At 66.4% G+C, this 16,328-nt stretch carries 13 protein-coding genes and 1 pseudogene; 3 read left to right on the top strand and 11 right to left on the bottom strand.

Annotation, left to right across the window (positions count from 1 at the left end):
• Together AX669_RS13055 and AX669_RS09260 are read right to left on the bottom strand one after the other, a co-directional pair.
• Positions 1 to 319, bottom strand: a pseudogene (locus AX669_RS13055) (transposase family protein); the annotation flags it as partial.
• 197 nt (positions 320 to 516) lie between these two features.
• Positions 517 to 1,629, bottom strand: coding sequence for a mannose-1-phosphate guanylyltransferase (locus tag AX669_RS09260; RefSeq protein ID WP_006947324.1), 1,113 nt, complete (start codon positions 1,627 to 1,629; stop codon positions 517 to 519).
• A gap of 135 nt (positions 1,630 to 1,764) precedes the next feature.
• Here AX669_RS09260 and AX669_RS09255 point away from each other — a divergent pair, with 135 nt between their 5' ends.
• The gene (locus tag AX669_RS09255) at positions 1,765 to 2,907 is read left to right on the top strand and encodes a glycosyltransferase family 1 protein (RefSeq protein ID WP_040015139.1); all 1,143 of its coding nucleotides are present in this window, start codon (positions 1,765 to 1,767) and stop codon (positions 2,905 to 2,907) included.
• A gap of 37 nt (positions 2,908 to 2,944) precedes the next feature.
• On the opposite strand, the gene AX669_RS13935 is transcribed toward AX669_RS09255, so the two are convergent.
• The 7 genes from AX669_RS13935 to trpS form a co-directional block, all read right to left on the bottom strand.
• Entirely contained in the window at positions 2,945 to 3,319 is a 375-nt protein-coding gene (locus AX669_RS13935; RefSeq protein ID WP_167539851.1) for a CatB-related O-acetyltransferase, read from the bottom strand.
• Positions 3,320 to 3,578: 259 nt separating this feature from the next.
• Positions 3,579 to 5,435, bottom strand: a complete 1,857-nt coding sequence (locus AX669_RS09245; RefSeq protein WP_197418881.1) for a glycosyltransferase — start codon at positions 5,433 to 5,435, stop codon at positions 3,579 to 3,581.
• 475 nt (positions 5,436 to 5,910) lie between these two features.
• On the bottom strand, positions 5,911 to 6,651 hold the full coding sequence (locus tag AX669_RS09240; RefSeq protein WP_038569034.1) for a succinate dehydrogenase/fumarate reductase iron-sulfur subunit: 741 nt from the start codon (positions 6,649 to 6,651) through the stop codon (positions 5,911 to 5,913).
• Complete coding sequence (locus AX669_RS09235) at positions 6,648 to 8,582, bottom strand: fumarate reductase/succinate dehydrogenase flavoprotein subunit (protein ID WP_231729529.1); 1,935 nt, start codon at positions 8,580 to 8,582, stop codon at positions 6,648 to 6,650. The genes AX669_RS09240 and AX669_RS09235 overlap by 4 nt, the downstream gene beginning before the upstream one ends.
• Before the next feature lie 169 nt (positions 8,583 to 8,751).
• Complete coding sequence (locus tag AX669_RS09230; protein ID WP_062258005.1) at positions 8,752 to 9,456, bottom strand: succinate dehydrogenase cytochrome b subunit; 705 nt, start codon at positions 9,454 to 9,456, stop codon at positions 8,752 to 8,754.
• A gap of 133 nt (positions 9,457 to 9,589) precedes the next feature.
• Complete coding sequence (locus tag AX669_RS09225; protein ID WP_062258003.1) at positions 9,590 to 10,126, bottom strand: 2'-5' RNA ligase family protein; 537 nt, start codon at positions 10,124 to 10,126, stop codon at positions 9,590 to 9,592.
• 12 nt (positions 10,127 to 10,138) lie between these two features.
• On the bottom strand, positions 10,139 to 11,182 hold the full coding sequence (trpS, locus tag AX669_RS09220; RefSeq protein ID WP_006944447.1) for a tryptophan--tRNA ligase: 1,044 nt from the start codon (positions 11,180 to 11,182) through the stop codon (positions 10,139 to 10,141).
• Positions 11,183 to 11,427: 245 nt separating this feature from the next.
• Between trpS and AX669_RS09215 the strand changes: the two genes are divergently transcribed.
• Together AX669_RS09215 and AX669_RS09210 are read left to right on the top strand one after the other, a co-directional pair.
• Positions 11,428 to 12,231 carry a DeoR/GlpR family DNA-binding transcription regulator gene (locus AX669_RS09215; protein WP_062258002.1) on the top strand — a complete coding sequence of 268 codons (804 nt, stop codon included), beginning with the start codon at positions 11,428 to 11,430 and terminating at the stop codon, positions 12,229 to 12,231.
• 146 nt (positions 12,232 to 12,377) lie between these two features.
• Complete coding sequence (locus AX669_RS09210; RefSeq protein WP_062258000.1) at positions 12,378 to 14,054, top strand: polysaccharide biosynthesis tyrosine autokinase; 1,677 nt, start codon at positions 12,378 to 12,380, stop codon at positions 14,052 to 14,054.
• Positions 14,055 to 14,060: 6 nt separating this feature from the next.
• Here the strand turns inward: AX669_RS09210 and AX669_RS09205 are convergent, their stop codons facing one another.
• Together AX669_RS09205 and AX669_RS09200 are read right to left on the bottom strand one after the other, a co-directional pair.
• Positions 14,061 to 15,248 (bottom strand): glycosyltransferase, encoded by a 1,188-nt coding sequence (locus tag AX669_RS09205; protein WP_081873709.1) that lies wholly within the window; start codon positions 15,246 to 15,248, stop codon positions 14,061 to 14,063.
• Between the two features lie 2 nt (positions 15,249 to 15,250).
• On the bottom strand, positions 15,251 to 16,291 hold the full coding sequence (locus AX669_RS09200) for a hypothetical protein (RefSeq protein ID WP_062257999.1): 1,041 nt from the start codon (positions 16,289 to 16,291) through the stop codon (positions 15,251 to 15,253).
• Between the last annotated feature and the right edge of the window lie 37 nt (positions 16,292 to 16,328).

Here is a 16,328-nt window from a genome sequence, read left to right as displayed (position 1 = left end):
ATGCTGTCCATCCTCGCGTTGAATGACAGCCTCCACCGAACCCGGGGCGATTCACACACTCGGTGCACCGGTACCGCCGTACCGTGACCAGCAGTGTCGTTGGTCGCCACCCGAACGGTTCGTGGGCCAACCGGCGGACCACGCTGCCCCGCGGGGTCCCTTCGCAGCCGCACCGGTGACACCACCGGTCATCCTCAACGACCCGGCACGTCAGCACCGCCCGGCCTGGTTCAAGACGTTGACCCGTCGCGAGGAGACCAAGCTCATCCAGGCGGCAGAAGGTAGTCAGGTCAGGCGTCGTGAAGGTAGCGTTGTGCACGTCGAGGTCTTCCAGATGAGTTGCGTCAGAACTCTCATCATCGGGAGACCTCGACCCTCACCCCCGGACCGACGCGCCAGGAACTCCTACACCCTCATCTGTGATGAGCCCGATAACCCCCGCTAGGTATCTGCCAGCTTCGATGAGGTGTGGTGACCACATGACTGGCCCAGCTCAGTGCTCCAGCTTGGTCAACCTCAGGTGAGGTCTTCGCGGCCACTCAGCTTGAGTTGTTCGACGATCTTCTTGACGTCCTGCGCTCGTTCGCGCGTCGTGACGAGTACCGCGTCGACGGTGTCGACGACGACGACGTCCTCGATGCCCATGGCGACGACGGTGCGCCCCGAGCGCGGTGCGACGACGCCCGTCGCGTCCTGCATGACGACGAGTTCGCTCTCACCGAGCACCTTGACGCCCGGCGCGTCGGCCGATTCGACGAGCAGCGACGCGAGCGAGGCGAAGTCGCCGACGTCGTCCCAGGTGAACGAGCCGGGCACCGTCGCGACGCGCCCGTCGACCGCCGCCGGTTCGGCGATGGCGTTGTCGATGGCGATCTTCGTCAGGCGCGGCCACAGCTCCGAGAGGCGGAACGGGTTGTCAGCGATGATGCGCAGGTACTCGGCCAGGCGCGGCTGGTAGTGCTCGATCATCTCCATGAGCGTCGCGGCGCGCACGACGAACATGCCGGCGTTCCAGGCGTATTCGCCGGTCGCGACGTAGGCCTGCGCCGTCGGGCCGTCGGGCTTCTCGACGAAGGCCTTGACGATCGTCGCGTCCGGCGCACCGTCGATGCCGAGGCTGTTGCCGGCGCGGATGTAGCCGAAGCCGGTTGATGGGTACGTCGGGCGGATGGCGACGGTGACGAGGTAGCCCTCGCGCGCGACTTCGACGGCCTGACGCACGGTGTCCTCGAACACCGACGTGTCGCCGACGACCTGGTCGGCTGCGAACGAGCCGAGGACTGCCTCGGGATCCCGCTTCTCGAGGATTGCGGCGGCGAGGCCGATGGCGGGCATCGACTCGCGCGGGCTGGGTTCGACGAGCAGGTCGTTCGGGCCGAGCTCGGGCAGCTGCTCACGCACGGCCTCGGCGTGCGAGGCGCCCGTGACGATGAGCAGGTTGGAGCCGCACAGCGGCTGCAGCCGGTCGACCGTGCCCTGCAGCAGCGAGCGCCCCGACCCGGTGAGGTCGTGCAGGAACTTCGGCGAGTTCGCGCGCGACAGCGGCCACAACCGTGTTCCCGATCCACCCGCGGGAATCACACCCCAGAAGCCCTCGATCGGGCTCGACTCCACGTCTGACATGACCATTACCGTAGTTCACCCGGGCAGGCGTGGCGGGTCGAGGCGTGCATTCGCGTGGGGCCACGTGCTGTTCACCTGACGCTCAGCGTGACGCCATCGCGCGGGTGCGCACGCGTCACCGTCGCGGGGTGTGCTGAGCACGTGCGAATTGCGATCGTCACCGAATCGTTCCTGCCGACGCTCAACGGCGTCACCACGAGCGTGTGCCGGGTGCTCGACTGTCTCGCGGCTGCCGGAGGGCACGACGTTCTCGTCATCTGTCCCTCCCCCGCCCCGACGCAGTACCTCGGCTTCCGTGTGACGACGGTGCCGACCGTCACTCTTCGCGCGTTCCGTGTCGGGCTGCCGACCCGGAGACTCGAACAGATCCTGCGCGATTTCGCTCCGGACGTCGTTCATGCCGCCTCACCCTTCGGCCTCGGCGCGCGAGGGTTGGCTGCCGCGCGCAACCTCGGTATCCCGACGGTTGCCATCTACCAGACCGACATGCCCAGTTACGTCGCGCAGCACGGTGGGCCCGTCGGCCCCCTTGCACATCGCGCGTCGTGGACCTGGGTGCGTCACCTTCACTCCCTCGCCGACCTGACGCTCGCTCCGAGCAGCGCGGCGATCACCGAGCTCGCCGCGCACGGCGTGCCGCGTGTCGCGCTGTGGGGGCGCGGCGTCGACACCGCCACCTACTCGCCCGAGCTGCGCCGCTCGCCGCAGGTCGCGCAGCTGCGCTCACGCCTCGCGCCGAACGGCGAGGTGATTGTCGGGTACGTCGGGCGTCTCGCGCCGGAGAAGGAATTGCACCGCCTCGCCGAGATCGCCGACCTGCCGGGCATCAGCATCGCGCTGGTCGGTGAGGGCCCTTCTCGGGATGAGATCGCCGCACTGCTGCCGCGCGCGCACTTCCTCGGCCGTCAGGAGGGCGCGACACTCGCCCACAGCTACGCGAGCTTCGACATCTTCTGCCACACGGGCACGAAGGAGACCTTCGGACAGACGCTGCAAGAGGCGATGGCGTCGCGGTTGCCCGTCGTCGCGCCCGCAGCCGGGGGCCCGCTCGACATCGTCAAGCCGGGCGTCACCGGTCTGCTGTTCAACCCGGACGCGTCCGGCTCGCTGCGGCAGAGCATCGGGACGCTCGTGAGCGACGAGGCGATGCGCGAGCGCATGGGCGCCTCGGGCGCGCGCAAGATGGCCGGCCGCTCCTGGAACGGCATGACGCAGCGTCTGCTCGACTACTACGCGAGCGTCATCGCCGGGTCCCGGGCCCGCTCGGTCTCCCGCGCGGCGTAACAGCCGAGCCAGACAGCCGTCTTGCAGAAGAAGGACCCTACGAGCCCGAATCGACACCTTCGATACGGGCCGATATGTCAGCATTCTGCAGGAAAGGTGCTGCGGCGAACACCTCCGCCTCATCCCACTCCCACCAAGCGATGTCGCGTAGACGCGCTAACGTCCGATCGTCGAAGCGCTTACGTACCACCCGCGCTCGCGAACCAGCCACGATGGTATAGGGCTCGATGTCCCTCGTCACGACGGATCGAGCACCAACGACCGCACCGTGGCCGATGGTCACACCCGACATGATCAACGCCTCGAAACCCACCCAGACATCACTGCCGACCTCGACGTTCCCACGGCGCAACGGATGGCCATGGATTCCTGAGAATCTCGCGTCAAGGGTGTTGAACGGGTATGTGATCACCCAGTCCGGGCGGTGACCACCACCTACCCAATAGGCAGAACCTTCTCCCAGCGAACATTAGTCGCCGATCGTGAGCGTGTGCTGCTCCGCGTCATGGAAAACCCGAATCTTGCCGTAGGCATGGGCCCTATCGCGTACTCAGGATGCTCCCGGGCGGTATTCCCCAAGACCTGCACAGCACGCAGACTGCGATAACGCTGGCGCAGTTTGGTTCCGGGACCTGTCTGCAGAGCAAGACGCCTGATGGACGAGACCATCTTCAGCTACCCCCTCGTCGTACAAGCATGCTCACGCCTTTACGGCTTCTGACGAGCGCGCTCAGCAACGGCGGACCGTGGACGGACGCCCCCGCAGGCTTCTTGACATGGGTCCCGCGGATACGATCGAACAACGCGTCGACGTACTCCACAGCGTAGTACGGCGTCCCGCCCCAGAACCGCACGCGCGCCGCGTGCGACCGTACGAGATCCGTTGCGAAGATGAGCCATGAGGCGTCCGGTCTCGCATGCATCTCCACGTCGAACCAACGAGACAGCGTCGCGGCTGGCACCCTTACCCCCCGGACGGCATTTGCAACGTTCGTCCCGTGGATGTATTGGAGCCACATCGGGCGGCCACCGGTGATGACTTCCCGTATCGGGCCATACCGGCGCACCAGGCCATGATTGAAGTGTGCGTGGCTGAGCACGACGCGCGGCGGTTCGGACCCGCGCCGTTCGATGAGGCTCATGAATGGGCCCGACGGTTCGTCGTAGGAGTACACCCGGCCCTTGTCATCGAGTTGTAAACCGCGCGGGAAGGTGACGAACAGCAGGTCCTGGCGGGCAAACTCTTCCTGCACGCTTCGGATGAAGCCGCGAGAGAGTGCGTCGTCACTATCCACCCGCGTCGTGATGAGGTATTCACGAGTACTCAGCTTCTCCACATCGCGCACGACGCGGTCCCAGTAGACGTCATGTGTCCAGATGGGAACGAAGAGCCCAGCGGCAAGTTCATCCACGGCGGCACGGAACCCCGATGAACACCGGTCATCGAAATACACGAGCCACGTGAAGGGCGCGGCCCCGCTTTGGCTGCGCATGCTGGGGCACAGGAGCTTGCGGAAGATCGCCAACCGGTACCAGCACCACTCCTGTGATGCGGGTTCGGCGTCAGGGGCGAACACCGCGGAGAATTGCGTGATGACGATGTGGTCGAAACTTTCGCTGGTTTTGGGCTGGCAGGGAGGCTCGACGACGGACGAGCGAGCCGCTCGGGGCCGAACGCGCTCATACAAGTGACCTGCCGAAGTGACGACCGCCCGAGCACCCCGGTCCTTGGAGACACCACTACCACCGCGAACAGCTAACCACCCGGTACGAAGATTCGTGCGCGTCTCTTTGCAAAGATAGCGTCGGTTCCTGCGATCACCGTAGACGTCCGCGTGCTTCTGCCAGACGACCATCTCAGTCCGGGCCGAACTGAACACCTTGCGTATACGGTTCATCGTGCCGACAGTCTGTCTGGCTTGAATTCTCATCGACGGCCACCCGACAATTGCATGACCTTTTTTTCTGAGACGCAGCGCGAGTTCGGAGTCATCCATTCCGTACCCTGCTAGATCTTCGTCGAATCCGCCTGCAGCCTCGAGCGTCGCGCGGCGCACAGCGAAGTTGCAGGACTCGACGATGGGCATGTCCGTGTACACGCTCGGATTCATGACGCGGGGGGGAGCATCAACAGGCGTCATGTCGTGGATGAGGCCCATGAGAGCTTCGTGCTGACGCAAGCCGTCCTCCGCCGCCGCCAACCAGCCCGGTTCGACGATGTCGTCCTGATCGCAGTACACGAGGTGGTCAGCTCGCGCCGATGCAGCCGCAAGGTTGCGCACGTACGGAATGTTGCCTGGCTTCGCACCACCGTCGATCATGCGCACCGGCGCAGGGAGGGTTCGCGCCAGCTCGCTCACGACGTCCCAGGTGCCATCAGTCGAACCGTTGTCCACCACCACGTACTCCCAAGGGAAATCGGCATCCTGTCGCGCGAGGGAGGCCATCAGCGTGGGCAGGTAGCGGGCTCCGTTGTAAGTGATGGTGAGAACACTGATGGAGGGTCGCGCCGCTGGAGAAGACGTCACCCGCAGAGCATAACCGTGCAGCTCACGGGCCGTTCGGCAACGGGTGAAGCTCGGCTCGGTCGGCGTGTGTCCCATGACGCTCGCCAGCCGCCGGGAAGCCAGCCCCACGAAAGTCTGCACCTTCCCCGAGGGGCTGGAGAAATCGGAGATTGCCTCACGCAATACGGGTCCGCCGACGGGCTGCAGTAAGCCGATCGACGCCGGGAGGCGGGCGCCGGGGATTGGCGTGGGGTCGATTGTGGTTCTGGTCCAGATTGAGGAGGGACGAGCTCGATCTCGCCGGGCATGATCGTCACGTTGACTCAGCCGATGCCCATGATGCCCCCAGGCGCACATGGACTGGTGCACGAATCCCGTGGACGCCTCAGGCGATTGCGGCAGATTCCTCAGGCTGAGGCACTCGTTTCACGCAGGAGGGCCCCGCTCCGCGCCCAGCACGAAGTGGGGCCCTCCTCGGGCATCTAGATGGCGATCGTCAGTGACGCGACCTGGCTGTCCGGAAGTCGGCGTTCAGCTGGCTGATGACGTCGAGCGGGATCTCCTTCGGGCAGGCCGCGGCGCATTCACCGATGTTGGTGCAACCGCCGAAACCTTCGTGGTCATGCGTGTTGACCATGGACACGACGCGGGCGTCGCGCTCCGGCTGGCCCTGCGGCAGCTCACCGAGGTGCGTGATCTTCGCGCCCAGGAAGAGCATGCCGGAGGCGTTCGGGCACGCGGCCACGCACGCGCCGCAGCCGATGCACTTCGCCGTCTCGAACGCGCGGTCTGCCTGAGGCTTCGGCACGAGCTGGCTGTGAGCCTCCGGTGCAGCACCCGTGTTGACGGAGATGTAACCGCCGGACTGGATGATGCGGTCGAACGCGCTGCGGTCGACGACGAGGTCACGCACGACCGGGAACGCGTCGGCGCGCCACGGCTCGACGGTGATCTCGTCCCCGTCCGTGAACGAGCGCATGTGCAACTGGCACGTCGTCGTGACCTCGGGGCCATGTGCCATGCCCGAGATCATGAGCCCGCACATGCCACAGATGCCCTCGCGGCAGTCGGAGTCGAACGCGATCGGCTCGATACCGTCAGCCTGGAGCTGCTCGTTGAGCACGTCGAGCATCTCGAGGAACGACATGTCCTCACTGATGTCCTTGACCGGGTAGGTCTCGAAACGCCCAGCGGCGGCCGCGTTGTCCTGACGCCAGATCTTGAGTGTGAGATTCACTTGTAACTCCGCTGCTTCAGTTCGATGAACTTGTAGACGAGGTCCTCCTTGTGCAGGACCGGCGTGTTGGCGGCATCCTCGGACGCGAGCCCGTCCTCGCCGTACTCCCAGGCAGCGACGTACGCGAACTCGTCGTCGTGACGCAGCGCCTCACCGTCCTCGGTCTGGCTCTCCGCGCGGAAGTGACCACCACAGGATTCGCGGCGGTGCAGCGCGTCGATGCACATGAGCTCGCCCAGCTCGATGAAGTCGGCCACACGACCGGCCTTCTCGAGCGACTGGTTGAGAGTGTCGGCCGCGCCGAGCACCCGGACGTTGCTCCAGAACTCCTTCTTGAGCTCGCGGATGAGACCGATCGCCTTCGTGAGGCCGGCCTCCGAACGCTCCATGCCGCAGTACTCCCACATGATGCGTCCCAGCTCCTTGTGGAAGCTGTCGACGGTGCGAGTTCCGTTGATGGACAAGAACTTCTCGATGCGCTCCTCGACCGAGCGGCGCGCCTCGACGACGGCCGGGTCGTTCTCGTCGACCTTCTCGAACGGCCCCTCGGCGAGGTAGTTGCGAATCGTGTTCGGCAGGACGAAATAGCCGTCCGCGAGGCACTGCATCAGCGAGCTGGCGCCGAGACGGTTGGCACCGTGGTCGGAGAAGTTCGCCTCACCCGTGCAGTACAGGCCCGTGATCGAGGTCTCGAGGTCGTAGTCGACCCAGAGGCCACCCATCGTGTAGTGCACGGCCGGATAGATGCGCATCGGCGTCTTGTACGGGTCCTCACCGGTGATGCGGGCGTACATGTCGAAGAGGTTGCCGTACTTCTCCTTGACGGCCGCCTCACCCATGCGCTCCATCGCAGCGGTGAAGTCGAGGTAGACACCGCGGCGCATCTGGCGCTTCTCGCCGTTCTCGTCGACCTCGTCGACGAGCGGACCGACGCCACGGCCCTCGTCGCACATGTTCTTCGCCTGACGTGACGCGATGTCACGCGGCACGAGGTTTCCGAACGCCGGGTAGATGCGCTCGAGGTAGTAGTCGCGCGCCTCCTCCGGGATGTCGCGCGGGTCCTTGTCGCAGTCGGCTGCGTTCTTCGGCACCCAGATGCGACCGTCGTTGCGCAGCGACTCCGACATCAGCGTCAGCTTCGACTGGTGATCACCGGAGACGGGGATGCAGGTCGGGTGGATCTGCGTGTAGCACGGGTTGCCGAAGTAGGCGCCCTTCTTGTGTGCACGCCACGTCGCGGTGACGTTGCAGCCCATCGCGTTCGTCGACAGGAAAAACACGTTGCCGTAGCCACCCGTCGCGAGGACGACGACGTCGGCGAGGTGAGTGTCGATGGCGCCGGTGACCATGTCACGCGTGATGATGCCGCGCGCACGACCGTCCTTGATGATCACCTCGAGCATCTCGTGGCGCTTGTACTCCTTGACGGTCCCCTTCGCGACCTGACGCTCCATGGCCTGGTAGGCGCCGATGAGCAGCTGCTGGCCCGTCTGACCCGCGGCGTAGAACGTACGCGCGACCTGCACACCACCGAACGAACGGTTGTCGAGGTAGCCGCCGTACTCACGCGCGAACGGAACACCCTGGGCGACGCACTGGTCGATGATGTTCGTGCTGACCTCGGCGAGGCGGTAGACGTTGGTCTCGCGGCTGCGGTAGTCGCCGCCCTTGACCGTGTCATAGAAGAGGCGGTACGTGGAGTCACCGTCGTCGTTGTAGTTCTTCGCGGCGTTGATACCGCCCTGCGCGGCGATCGAGTGCGCGCGACGGGCCGAGTCCTGGTAGAAGAACGTCTTGACGTTGTACCCGGCCTCACCCATCGTCGCGGCAGCCGAGGCGCCGGCGAGACCGGTGCCGACGATGATGACCTCGAGCTTGCGACGGTTCGAGGGGTTGACGAGCTTGTCGTCGAACTTGTGCTGCGTCCACATCTGCGCGATGTCGACGTCGGGAGCCTTGGTGTCCTTGATCGGCGCGCCCTCGGTGAAGAAGGCGTGGGCGTCGTTGCGCCCGCCCTTCTCCTGGGTCGTGGTCGGCGTGTCGCCGGAGCCGCTTTGCGCCGTTTCCCCCATGGGAGTACTCATGGTGTCTTGTCTCCTGTCAGATGAGGTGGAAGAGGACGGCGAGCGGCGGGATGAGGAAGCCGACGACGACGACGGCGGCCGTCAGGTGCGCCACGAGCTTGGCCTTCTTGCGTGCCGCCGGGGAACCGGTCCACCCGAGGGTCTGCGCCGCGCTCCAGATGCCGTGCATGAGGTGCATGCCGAGGGCAATCATCGCCGCGATGTAGATGAGGGCGACCCACCACAGGCGGAAGCTGTCGTGGACGAGCCAGTACGGGTTGTTCGTGTCGTCACCGTTGAAGTTCACCTTGGGCAGGGTGAACTGGATGAGGTGGAAGATGACGAACAGGAGCAGGAACAGCCCGCCCCAACGCATCGACTTGTTGGCGTGCCCACCGAAGCCGAGCTGCGTCTTCTTCACGGCATAGCGCTGCGTGCGCGCCGTGCCGGCGCGCTGCCAGAGCTTGACCGCCGAGTAGACGTGCCCGATCAGCGCGAGGACGAGGAGAACCTCGATGATGTCGAGAAGCCCACGATGCGGGAGCATGGGCTCGCCGATCGTGCGCAGGTGATGGGCGTACGTGTTGAACGTCTCTTCGCCCCACAGGAGCTTGAGGTTTCCGTACATATGCCCAAGAACGAAGAGCACAAAGAAGAGTCCTGAGCCCGCCATCAGCGTCTTCAGGAAGAGGGTGCTCCCAGCCTTGCCAGTCCGCTTCGCGGGGAGAGTATTCGTTGCCACGCAGGGCACTTTACGCCGTCCGGGCGACGCCTCGGAGGCCGGGTGTTCCCAACGTGCGCAAATCGTGACATATCACACAGACCTTAGGAGGACCTAACCACCGGCTGCGAGATGCCTCACGCTCGAGGCGCGTTCAGGACACTCCGGCGCCCGAGCCGCGGCCCTGCAGCGTGAACGACTCGACGGGCGACCACACGCCGTCATCCTCCTGGAAGTAGAGGTGGAACTCGCTCACCGTGAACGCCGCCTCGTAGTGCTTGTTCACCTCGAAGGCATGCGTCAAGGCGCCGTCGTCGACGTGGTGGGCGATCGTCACGTGAGGGTGGTAGCGGAACTCGAGGTCGCGGCCGATGGGTCCGCTGCGCACCGCCGATTCCAGCTGCTCACACGAGTCGACGCCCTGCGCGAGCTGGACGAAGACGACCGGAGAGGTGGGCCGGAACGTGCCGGTGCCGCGCAGGATCATGTCGAAGGGCGCGAAGTCGCGCGCCACGTCGTGCAGGTGAGTGGTGAACGCGGGGATCAGCCCGTCCGCCACCTCCGTCGGCGGCATGAGCGTGACGTGCGGCGGCACCGCGTCAGCCTGGGGGTCGCCCGCGGCGCGACGCATCTCGCGCAGCTGCGAGAAGTACGGCTCGGGGACGGCGATGCTGACGCCGACGGTGCGCACGATCCGTCCCGCTCAGCGCGTCGCCGGCACCAGGCCGACGGCGTCGTAGGCGCGGGCGAGCGTCGGCGCGGCGATCTCGCGCGCGCGGGCCGCACCGTCGGCGAGGATGCGGTCGAGCTCGCCGCGGTCAGCCATGAATTCGAGGTAGCGCTCACGGAAGGGGCCCTGGACGGAGGCGACCACCTCGGCCACCTCGGTCTTGAGCGCGCCGTACCGGTTCTCCCCGGCGAAACGTTCGACGAGGGTTTCGATCGACTCGCCCGAGATGGCCGAGTGGATGCGCAGCAGGTTCGCGATGCCCGGCTTGTTCTCGACGTCGAACGCCACGAAGTTGTCGAGGTCGGTGACGGCCGACTTGATCTTCTTCGTGTTCTTCTTCGTCTCGTCGAGCATGTTGATCGAGGCGTTCGCGTTCTCGTCCGACTTGCTCATCTTCTTCGTCGGATCCTGCAGCGACATCACCCTCGCCGTGCCCTCCGGGATGTACGGCTCGGGCACGACGAACGTCTCGCCGAAACGGGAGTTGAAGCGCTGCGCGAGGTTGCGGGTCAGCTCGAGGTGCTGACGCTGGTCCTCCCCCACCGGCACGTACTGCGCGTCGTAGAGCAGGATGTCCGCGGCCATGAGGATCGGGTAGGTGAACAGCCCGACGCTCGTGTTGTCGTTGCCGCGCTTGCCGGCCTTGTCCTTGAACTGCGTCATGCGCCCGGCCTCGCCGAAACCGGTGATGCAGTTGAGCACCCACGCCAGTTCGGCGTGCTCACGCACGTGGCTCTGGACGAAGACGGCCGAGCGCGCCGGGTCGACGCCGCCCGCGAGGTATTGCGCAGCCGTCGCGTAGGAGCGTTCACGCAGCAGCGCCGGGTCGGGGCTGACGGTGAGAGCGTGCAGGTCGACGACGCAGAAGTACGGCGTGAACCCCTCCTGCATCCTCACCCAGTTGATCTGCGCACCGAGGTAGTTGCCGAGATGCAGCGAGTCGGACGTCGGCTGCATTCCGGACAGGATGTGCGGGCGGGTCTGGCCCGCCACGAGGGGTGAGGTGTTGTCGGACATGTGCCCCATTCTGACACCGCCGGCGCGTCCGCGCGCGTTCGGATCGTCGACGTACCCTCCACCGCGGCGGCTCGAGGGGTGACGCCGGCCGGCTGCGGCGCGGGCTCACGCCCGCCTGAGGGGCGGGCATCGACGCACAGGTTCGCACTTGCGTCTATGTTGGTTTCTGTTGAATCGACCGAACGCTCCGAGCCGCGGTCGAGCACGAGCGGGGCGCGCTGCGCCCCGGACCATCGGGAGGGTGGATGCTCGCACGACAGCGTCAGGAAGCGATCCTGCGCGGCATCGAGGACGACGGTGGGGTGCGCGTCAGCGACCTCGTCGAACGGCTCGGTGTCTCCGACATGACGATCCGTCGTGACATCGAGTTCCTCGCCGGCAAGGGTCTCGTACTCAAGGTGCACGGCGGCGCGACGGCCGTCGGGGATCACCCCATCGACGAGCCTGGCTTCTGGGTGAAGTCGGCGATGAACCCCGTGCAGAAGTCGGAGATCGCCCGTACTGCCGCGAGCCTCATCGGCAACGGCCAGACGATCGCGGTCAGCGCGGGGACGACGGCCTACGCCGTCGCCGTCGAACTGCGTCCCGTCAAGCGGTTGACGGTCGTGACGAACTCCCCCCGTGTCGCGGAGCTGCTCTACGACCCGGTGCGTGAAGATCAGAACATCGTGCTCACCGGCGGCGTGCGCACCCCGTCCGACGCCCTCGCCGGCCCCGTCGCGAACCAGATGCTCGCCGACATCCACGTCGACACGCTCATCCTCGGCATCCACGGCATCGACCTCGACGCGGGGCTGACGACGCCCAACCTGCTCGAGGCGGAGACGAACCGGCTGCTCATCGCGGCGGCGCGCAAGGTCATCGTCGTCGCCGACCACACGAAGTGGGGCGTCGTCGGGCTGTCGACCATCGCTCCCCTCGAACGCGTCGACGTGCTCGTCACCGACGCTCAGCTCGACGTCGAGGCACGACGCCTCGTGAGCGACAAGGTCGGCCAGCTCATCGTGGCCAAGCGTGATGACACCCCAGGCGATCAGGCCGACGGGTGACCCCCACCCCCTCGAGCGCAAACGTGAGACACGCAACCGGGCCTTGAAGCACCCGCATTCAGACGGCCGTCCTAGACTGACCCCGACCCTTCTCACCAGTGATACGTCGCCACGGGGGCACAACGTGGGCGACGACAGGAGCACCCGTGACCATTCTGGACCTGGTTCGTATCATTCGGACGAACCTCAAACTGCTGCTGCTCAGCATGTTGCTCGGCATCGTCGTAGCCGCTGGCTACACCCTGACCAGGCCAGTCGAGTATCAGGCCACCTCGACGGCCCAGATCATGGCCGGCGCCTCCAATGATGCGAGTGCCGCCATGGTCAACCAGCAACTGGCCAACCAGCGTTCCGGTGCGTACGCCCAGCTGGCCTCAGGATCGGGTGTCGCCGACCGCGTCGTCGCACTGTCCAATGGGGCCCTCTCGCCTGGTGACTTCGTGCTCGCAGGCGCTGGATCTGAGGGCACCTCGAATCTGTCGCTGACCGCATCCTCGAGTTCAGCCGCCAAGGCGCAGCAAGCAGCCAACCTGGCACCCGCGGCTCTCTCGCAGGAGATCAAGCACATCGAGACCCTCAATGGCGCCAAGTCGACGGTGTACGACGCCTATCCTCTCTCACGAGCAGGCCTGCCGGCGTCGCAGACGTCACCCAAGTGGCCCGTCAACCTTCTCATCGGCGCCTTTCTGGGCCTGGTCGCGGGGACGGTCCTGGTCGTGCTGCGCAAGCAGCTCGACTCGCGCATTCGTCACACCAGCGACCTGGAGAAGGTCACCGGCGTGGGCACCCTGGGAGTCATTCCGAAGGCCAAGAACCTGCAGACCAAGAGTCGGGGAGGCCTGGGGGCGCTCGGCAGCACGTCTGAGGCCTTCCGAATGCTGCGGACGAATCTGCGGTATGTCTCGGCTGAGCAGCCACCCCGATCCCTCGTGATCACCTCGGCCGTCCAGAGCGAGGGAAAGTCCACGGTCGCGTCCAACCTGGCGCGCGTGCTGGCTGCCGCCGGCCAGCACGTCGTCCTCGTGGACACCGACCTCCGCCGCCCCGTGATCCACGAGACATTCGACGTGGACAACGCCGTGGGTCTCACGGAGGTGTTGACGGGCCAGGCCTCGCTACGTCAGGCGATCCAGCCCGGCGACCACAAGAACTTGTCGATCATCACGTCCGGACGCATCCCGCCGAACCCCTCAGAACTTCTGGGCTCGCGCCGGATGAGTGCCGTCATTGATGCCCTGGAGGAGGAGTACTTCGTGGTGCTCGACGCGCCACCACTGCTCCCGGTCACGGACGCCGGTCTGCTGTCGGTGGCGGCCAGCGGTGCGGCCGTCGTCTACCACCACGGCACCACGCACAAGGAGCAGATCGCTCTGTGCACCAAGATCCTGGATCAGGTGGGAGCCCACTACTTCGGCTCGATCCTGAACATGACCCCGCCGCGATCCATGGGTTCCACGGTCTACGGCTACGGCGCCGGCAACTACGCCACAGCCGGTTATGGATACGGCTACGGGTACGGATACGGACACACGGACGAGCCGGACGAGGCGTCCGCACTGACCCCGGCGCACGAGCTCGCCGACATCACTCTTCACGCACCCGAATCGACGCCCGCAGCGGGCCCCCAGGTGGACCGAGGCAACGCCGGGGTCCCTCTCGACACGACGAGGCACGACCCGATGCGGGGAGAGTCGTCGCAGGCGCCGAGCGCCTCTGCGAACGTTGAGCGCGCCCCCCGCCAGGCCACACCTGCGACGTCAGACTCCGACGGTGCGCCTCCGAGCCGCCGTGCTCGTCGGTTCCGCGCGAACGACGACGCCTGAGCCGGCTCAGCGCTCTTCGACCAGCTCCGTCAACCTCCGGATGAAGTTGTGCTCGCCGAACGCTTCGGCATGGGCACGAATGGCGTCCGGGTCCCACGGCTGGGAGCGCACGGCGTCCATTCCTCGGTTGATGTCGGCGGGAGCGGGCCGTTCGATGAACACGCCGTTGACTCCCTCTACGACGGTGTCGAGGTACCCCCCGGCGCGCAACGCGACGACGGGTTTGCCGAAGGCATTGCCCTCGAGAGGTGTGAGGCCGAAGTCCTCGTAGGACGCCGCGACGAGGGCTGCAGCATGGGCGTAGGCCCAGCGCAGCTCGTCGTCGCTGATGTCGGAGACGATCTCGACGTTGTCGGGGCGGCTCGCCCGCAGAGGCTCAGCCATCGGCCCTGCGCCTACCACGAGCAAGCGCTCGGAGCGCCCACGCATCGCTTCGATGACGGCGTCGACGTTCTTGTACGGCATGAGGCGTGACACCACGAGGAAGTACGGTGTCTGACCCCAGTGCGCAACGGCGGCGATGGGGGCTCGACGACCTGTCTCGTCCACGCCGAACGGCGGCGGGAGGACGGCGACGTCGTAGCCGTACGCTCGCTTGATCCGTGTGGCGATGACGTTGGCGTTGGCGACGTAGGCGTCCGCCGTGGCGGCAGCCTTCACGTCCCACGCCAGCAACGGTCGCTTGAGCACCTCGAGAGCCGCGCCCTTGACGCTGCGGCGGCCGCCCGCGCCGAGATACTCGTCTGCGGCGTAGAGCCATCGGGCGGGCGAGTGACAGTAGACGATCTTGTGGCCCGTCGTGGGAAATCCGTGAGCCCACCCGCTCGACGATGCCAGGACCACGTCGGCGTCGATCGTCATGCGGTTCGAGGCCCATGGGAGCAGGGGCAGGGCGAGCCGGTGGTATCGGCGCAGCACCCCGATTCGGTTGAGGGGGGAGACGACGATGTTCTTGTCGGCGAACTCCGGGAACGTGGTCGACGGGTTGTAGAGCGTCGTGTGGATCGGCGCGTCGGGGAACGCGCGGCTAATGGCCAGGACCACGCGTTCGGCCCCTCCGCGTTGCGTGAGGTAGTCATGTGCGATGGCGACGCGGGGGCGGCTCGCCTCGGTCGCCAACTGATACAGCTGGGCGGGACCCGGGCCTGCCGCGGACTCCTGCGGCACGACATCGTTCGGTGGCGCGTCGGTCATCGTCAGGCTCCTCGGATCGCGCGCGCAAGCGTGGCGGCGGGTTCTTCGTCGAGCGTGCGCCAAGGCGGGGTCGGTTCGCCGCCCCACTCGGCGAGGCCGTAGCGGCGCCAGAAGTCGCGCACCCATGGGGGTGGATCGGTGGTCGTGACCCAGGCGGGCAAGCCCCGCATCGCGGCTTCGAGTGTGCCTGTCGAGAAGATGGAGACGACGGGCTGCGTGAGCTCGGTCAAGGCGGTGCTGGTCGACGCGAACTCGACGCCTCGCCGCCGCATGACTGCGTGAAGGGTTCGCGAGACGGCGTCCTTCTCGTTCGGGTGCGGTCGATAGAGCATCTCGCCCTGGGCGCACGCATGGAGATAGGTCGTCAGCGTCTCACGCCGCGTCAGCTCCGTTCCGTGCAGCTGCCCGAGCATGACGGGTCGATCTGTCGTCATCCGTGGCCGACCTTCGTGGGAGGCTGCCCACAACATCTGAGATCCGACGACCTGGGCCGTGACGTCGGGGCGTCCGCGCGTCCAGTATTCGGCGTCACTGTCGCACCAGGCGAGCACATGCGCTCCGGCCGGTGCAGGTGGCGACCAGGGAGTGAGTAGACCGTGCTGGACGAGATGTACGGTGACGTCGCGTGCTTCCGCCCAGCGCACGGCACCCTTGCTCCAGTGGAGGTAGGCCCCGAGTGTGAGCACGGAGCCGATCGTGGCCGGCAGATCGGCGGGTCCGTCATAGGGCCGCGATTCCCACGCGCCGCCGAGGCCCTCGAGCGGATCGATGTCGAGGTCGCGTGGGGCGAGCACCGCCGTTCGAGCGAGATCCAGGTGGCGCAGCGGCTCGAGGATCGCCGCCCGGCAGCTCGGCGTCGCCTTGTCGATGACGACGAGGGTGGTGGCGGCGCTGCGCGGCAGCCACAGGCAGGCACGAGGCTCCGCCACCGGCCGGAACCGGCCCTTGGCTCGACGGACCGTCTCGACACCCCGCCGCCGGCAATCAGCCCACTGCTGCCATGCGGCCAGGTCGGGCATCAGACCCGGCACGGTCTTCGTCATCCTGTTTCCCCTCGTCGTCCGAACGGATCAGGGCCAT

Origin of the sequence: Dermacoccus sp. CCH2-D9 (assembly GCF_001556795.1) — a bacterium.
Classification (GTDB): Bacteria; Actinomycetota; Actinomycetes; order Actinomycetales; family Dermatophilaceae; genus Dermacoccus; species Dermacoccus nishinomiyaensis.
The sequence above is the reverse complement of the archived record's forward strand: the minus strand, read 5'-3'. Positions and strand labels throughout refer to the sequence as shown.

Coding starts and splice junctions, on each gene's coding strand:
- AX669_RS09215 (WP_062258002.1), top strand. CDS start 11,428: ATGCTCGCACGACAGCGTCAGGAAGCGATCCTGCGCGGCATCGAGGAC.
- AX669_RS09260 (WP_006947324.1), bottom strand. CDS start 1,629: ATGGTCATGTCAGACGTGGAGTCGAGCCCGATCGAGGGCTTCTGGGGT.
- AX669_RS09235 (WP_231729529.1), bottom strand. CDS start 8,582: ATGTGGACGCAGCACAAGTTCGACGACAAGCTCGTCAACCCCTCGAAC.
- AX669_RS09205 (WP_081873709.1), bottom strand. CDS start 15,248: ATGACCGACGCGCCACCGAACGATGTCGTGCCGCAGGAGTCCGCGGCA.
- trpS (WP_006944447.1), bottom strand. CDS start 11,182: ATGTCCGACAACACCTCACCCCTCGTGGCGGGCCAGACCCGCCCGCAC.
- AX669_RS09200 (WP_062257999.1), bottom strand. CDS start 16,291: ATGACGAAGACCGTGCCGGGTCTGATGCCCGACCTGGCCGCATGGCAG.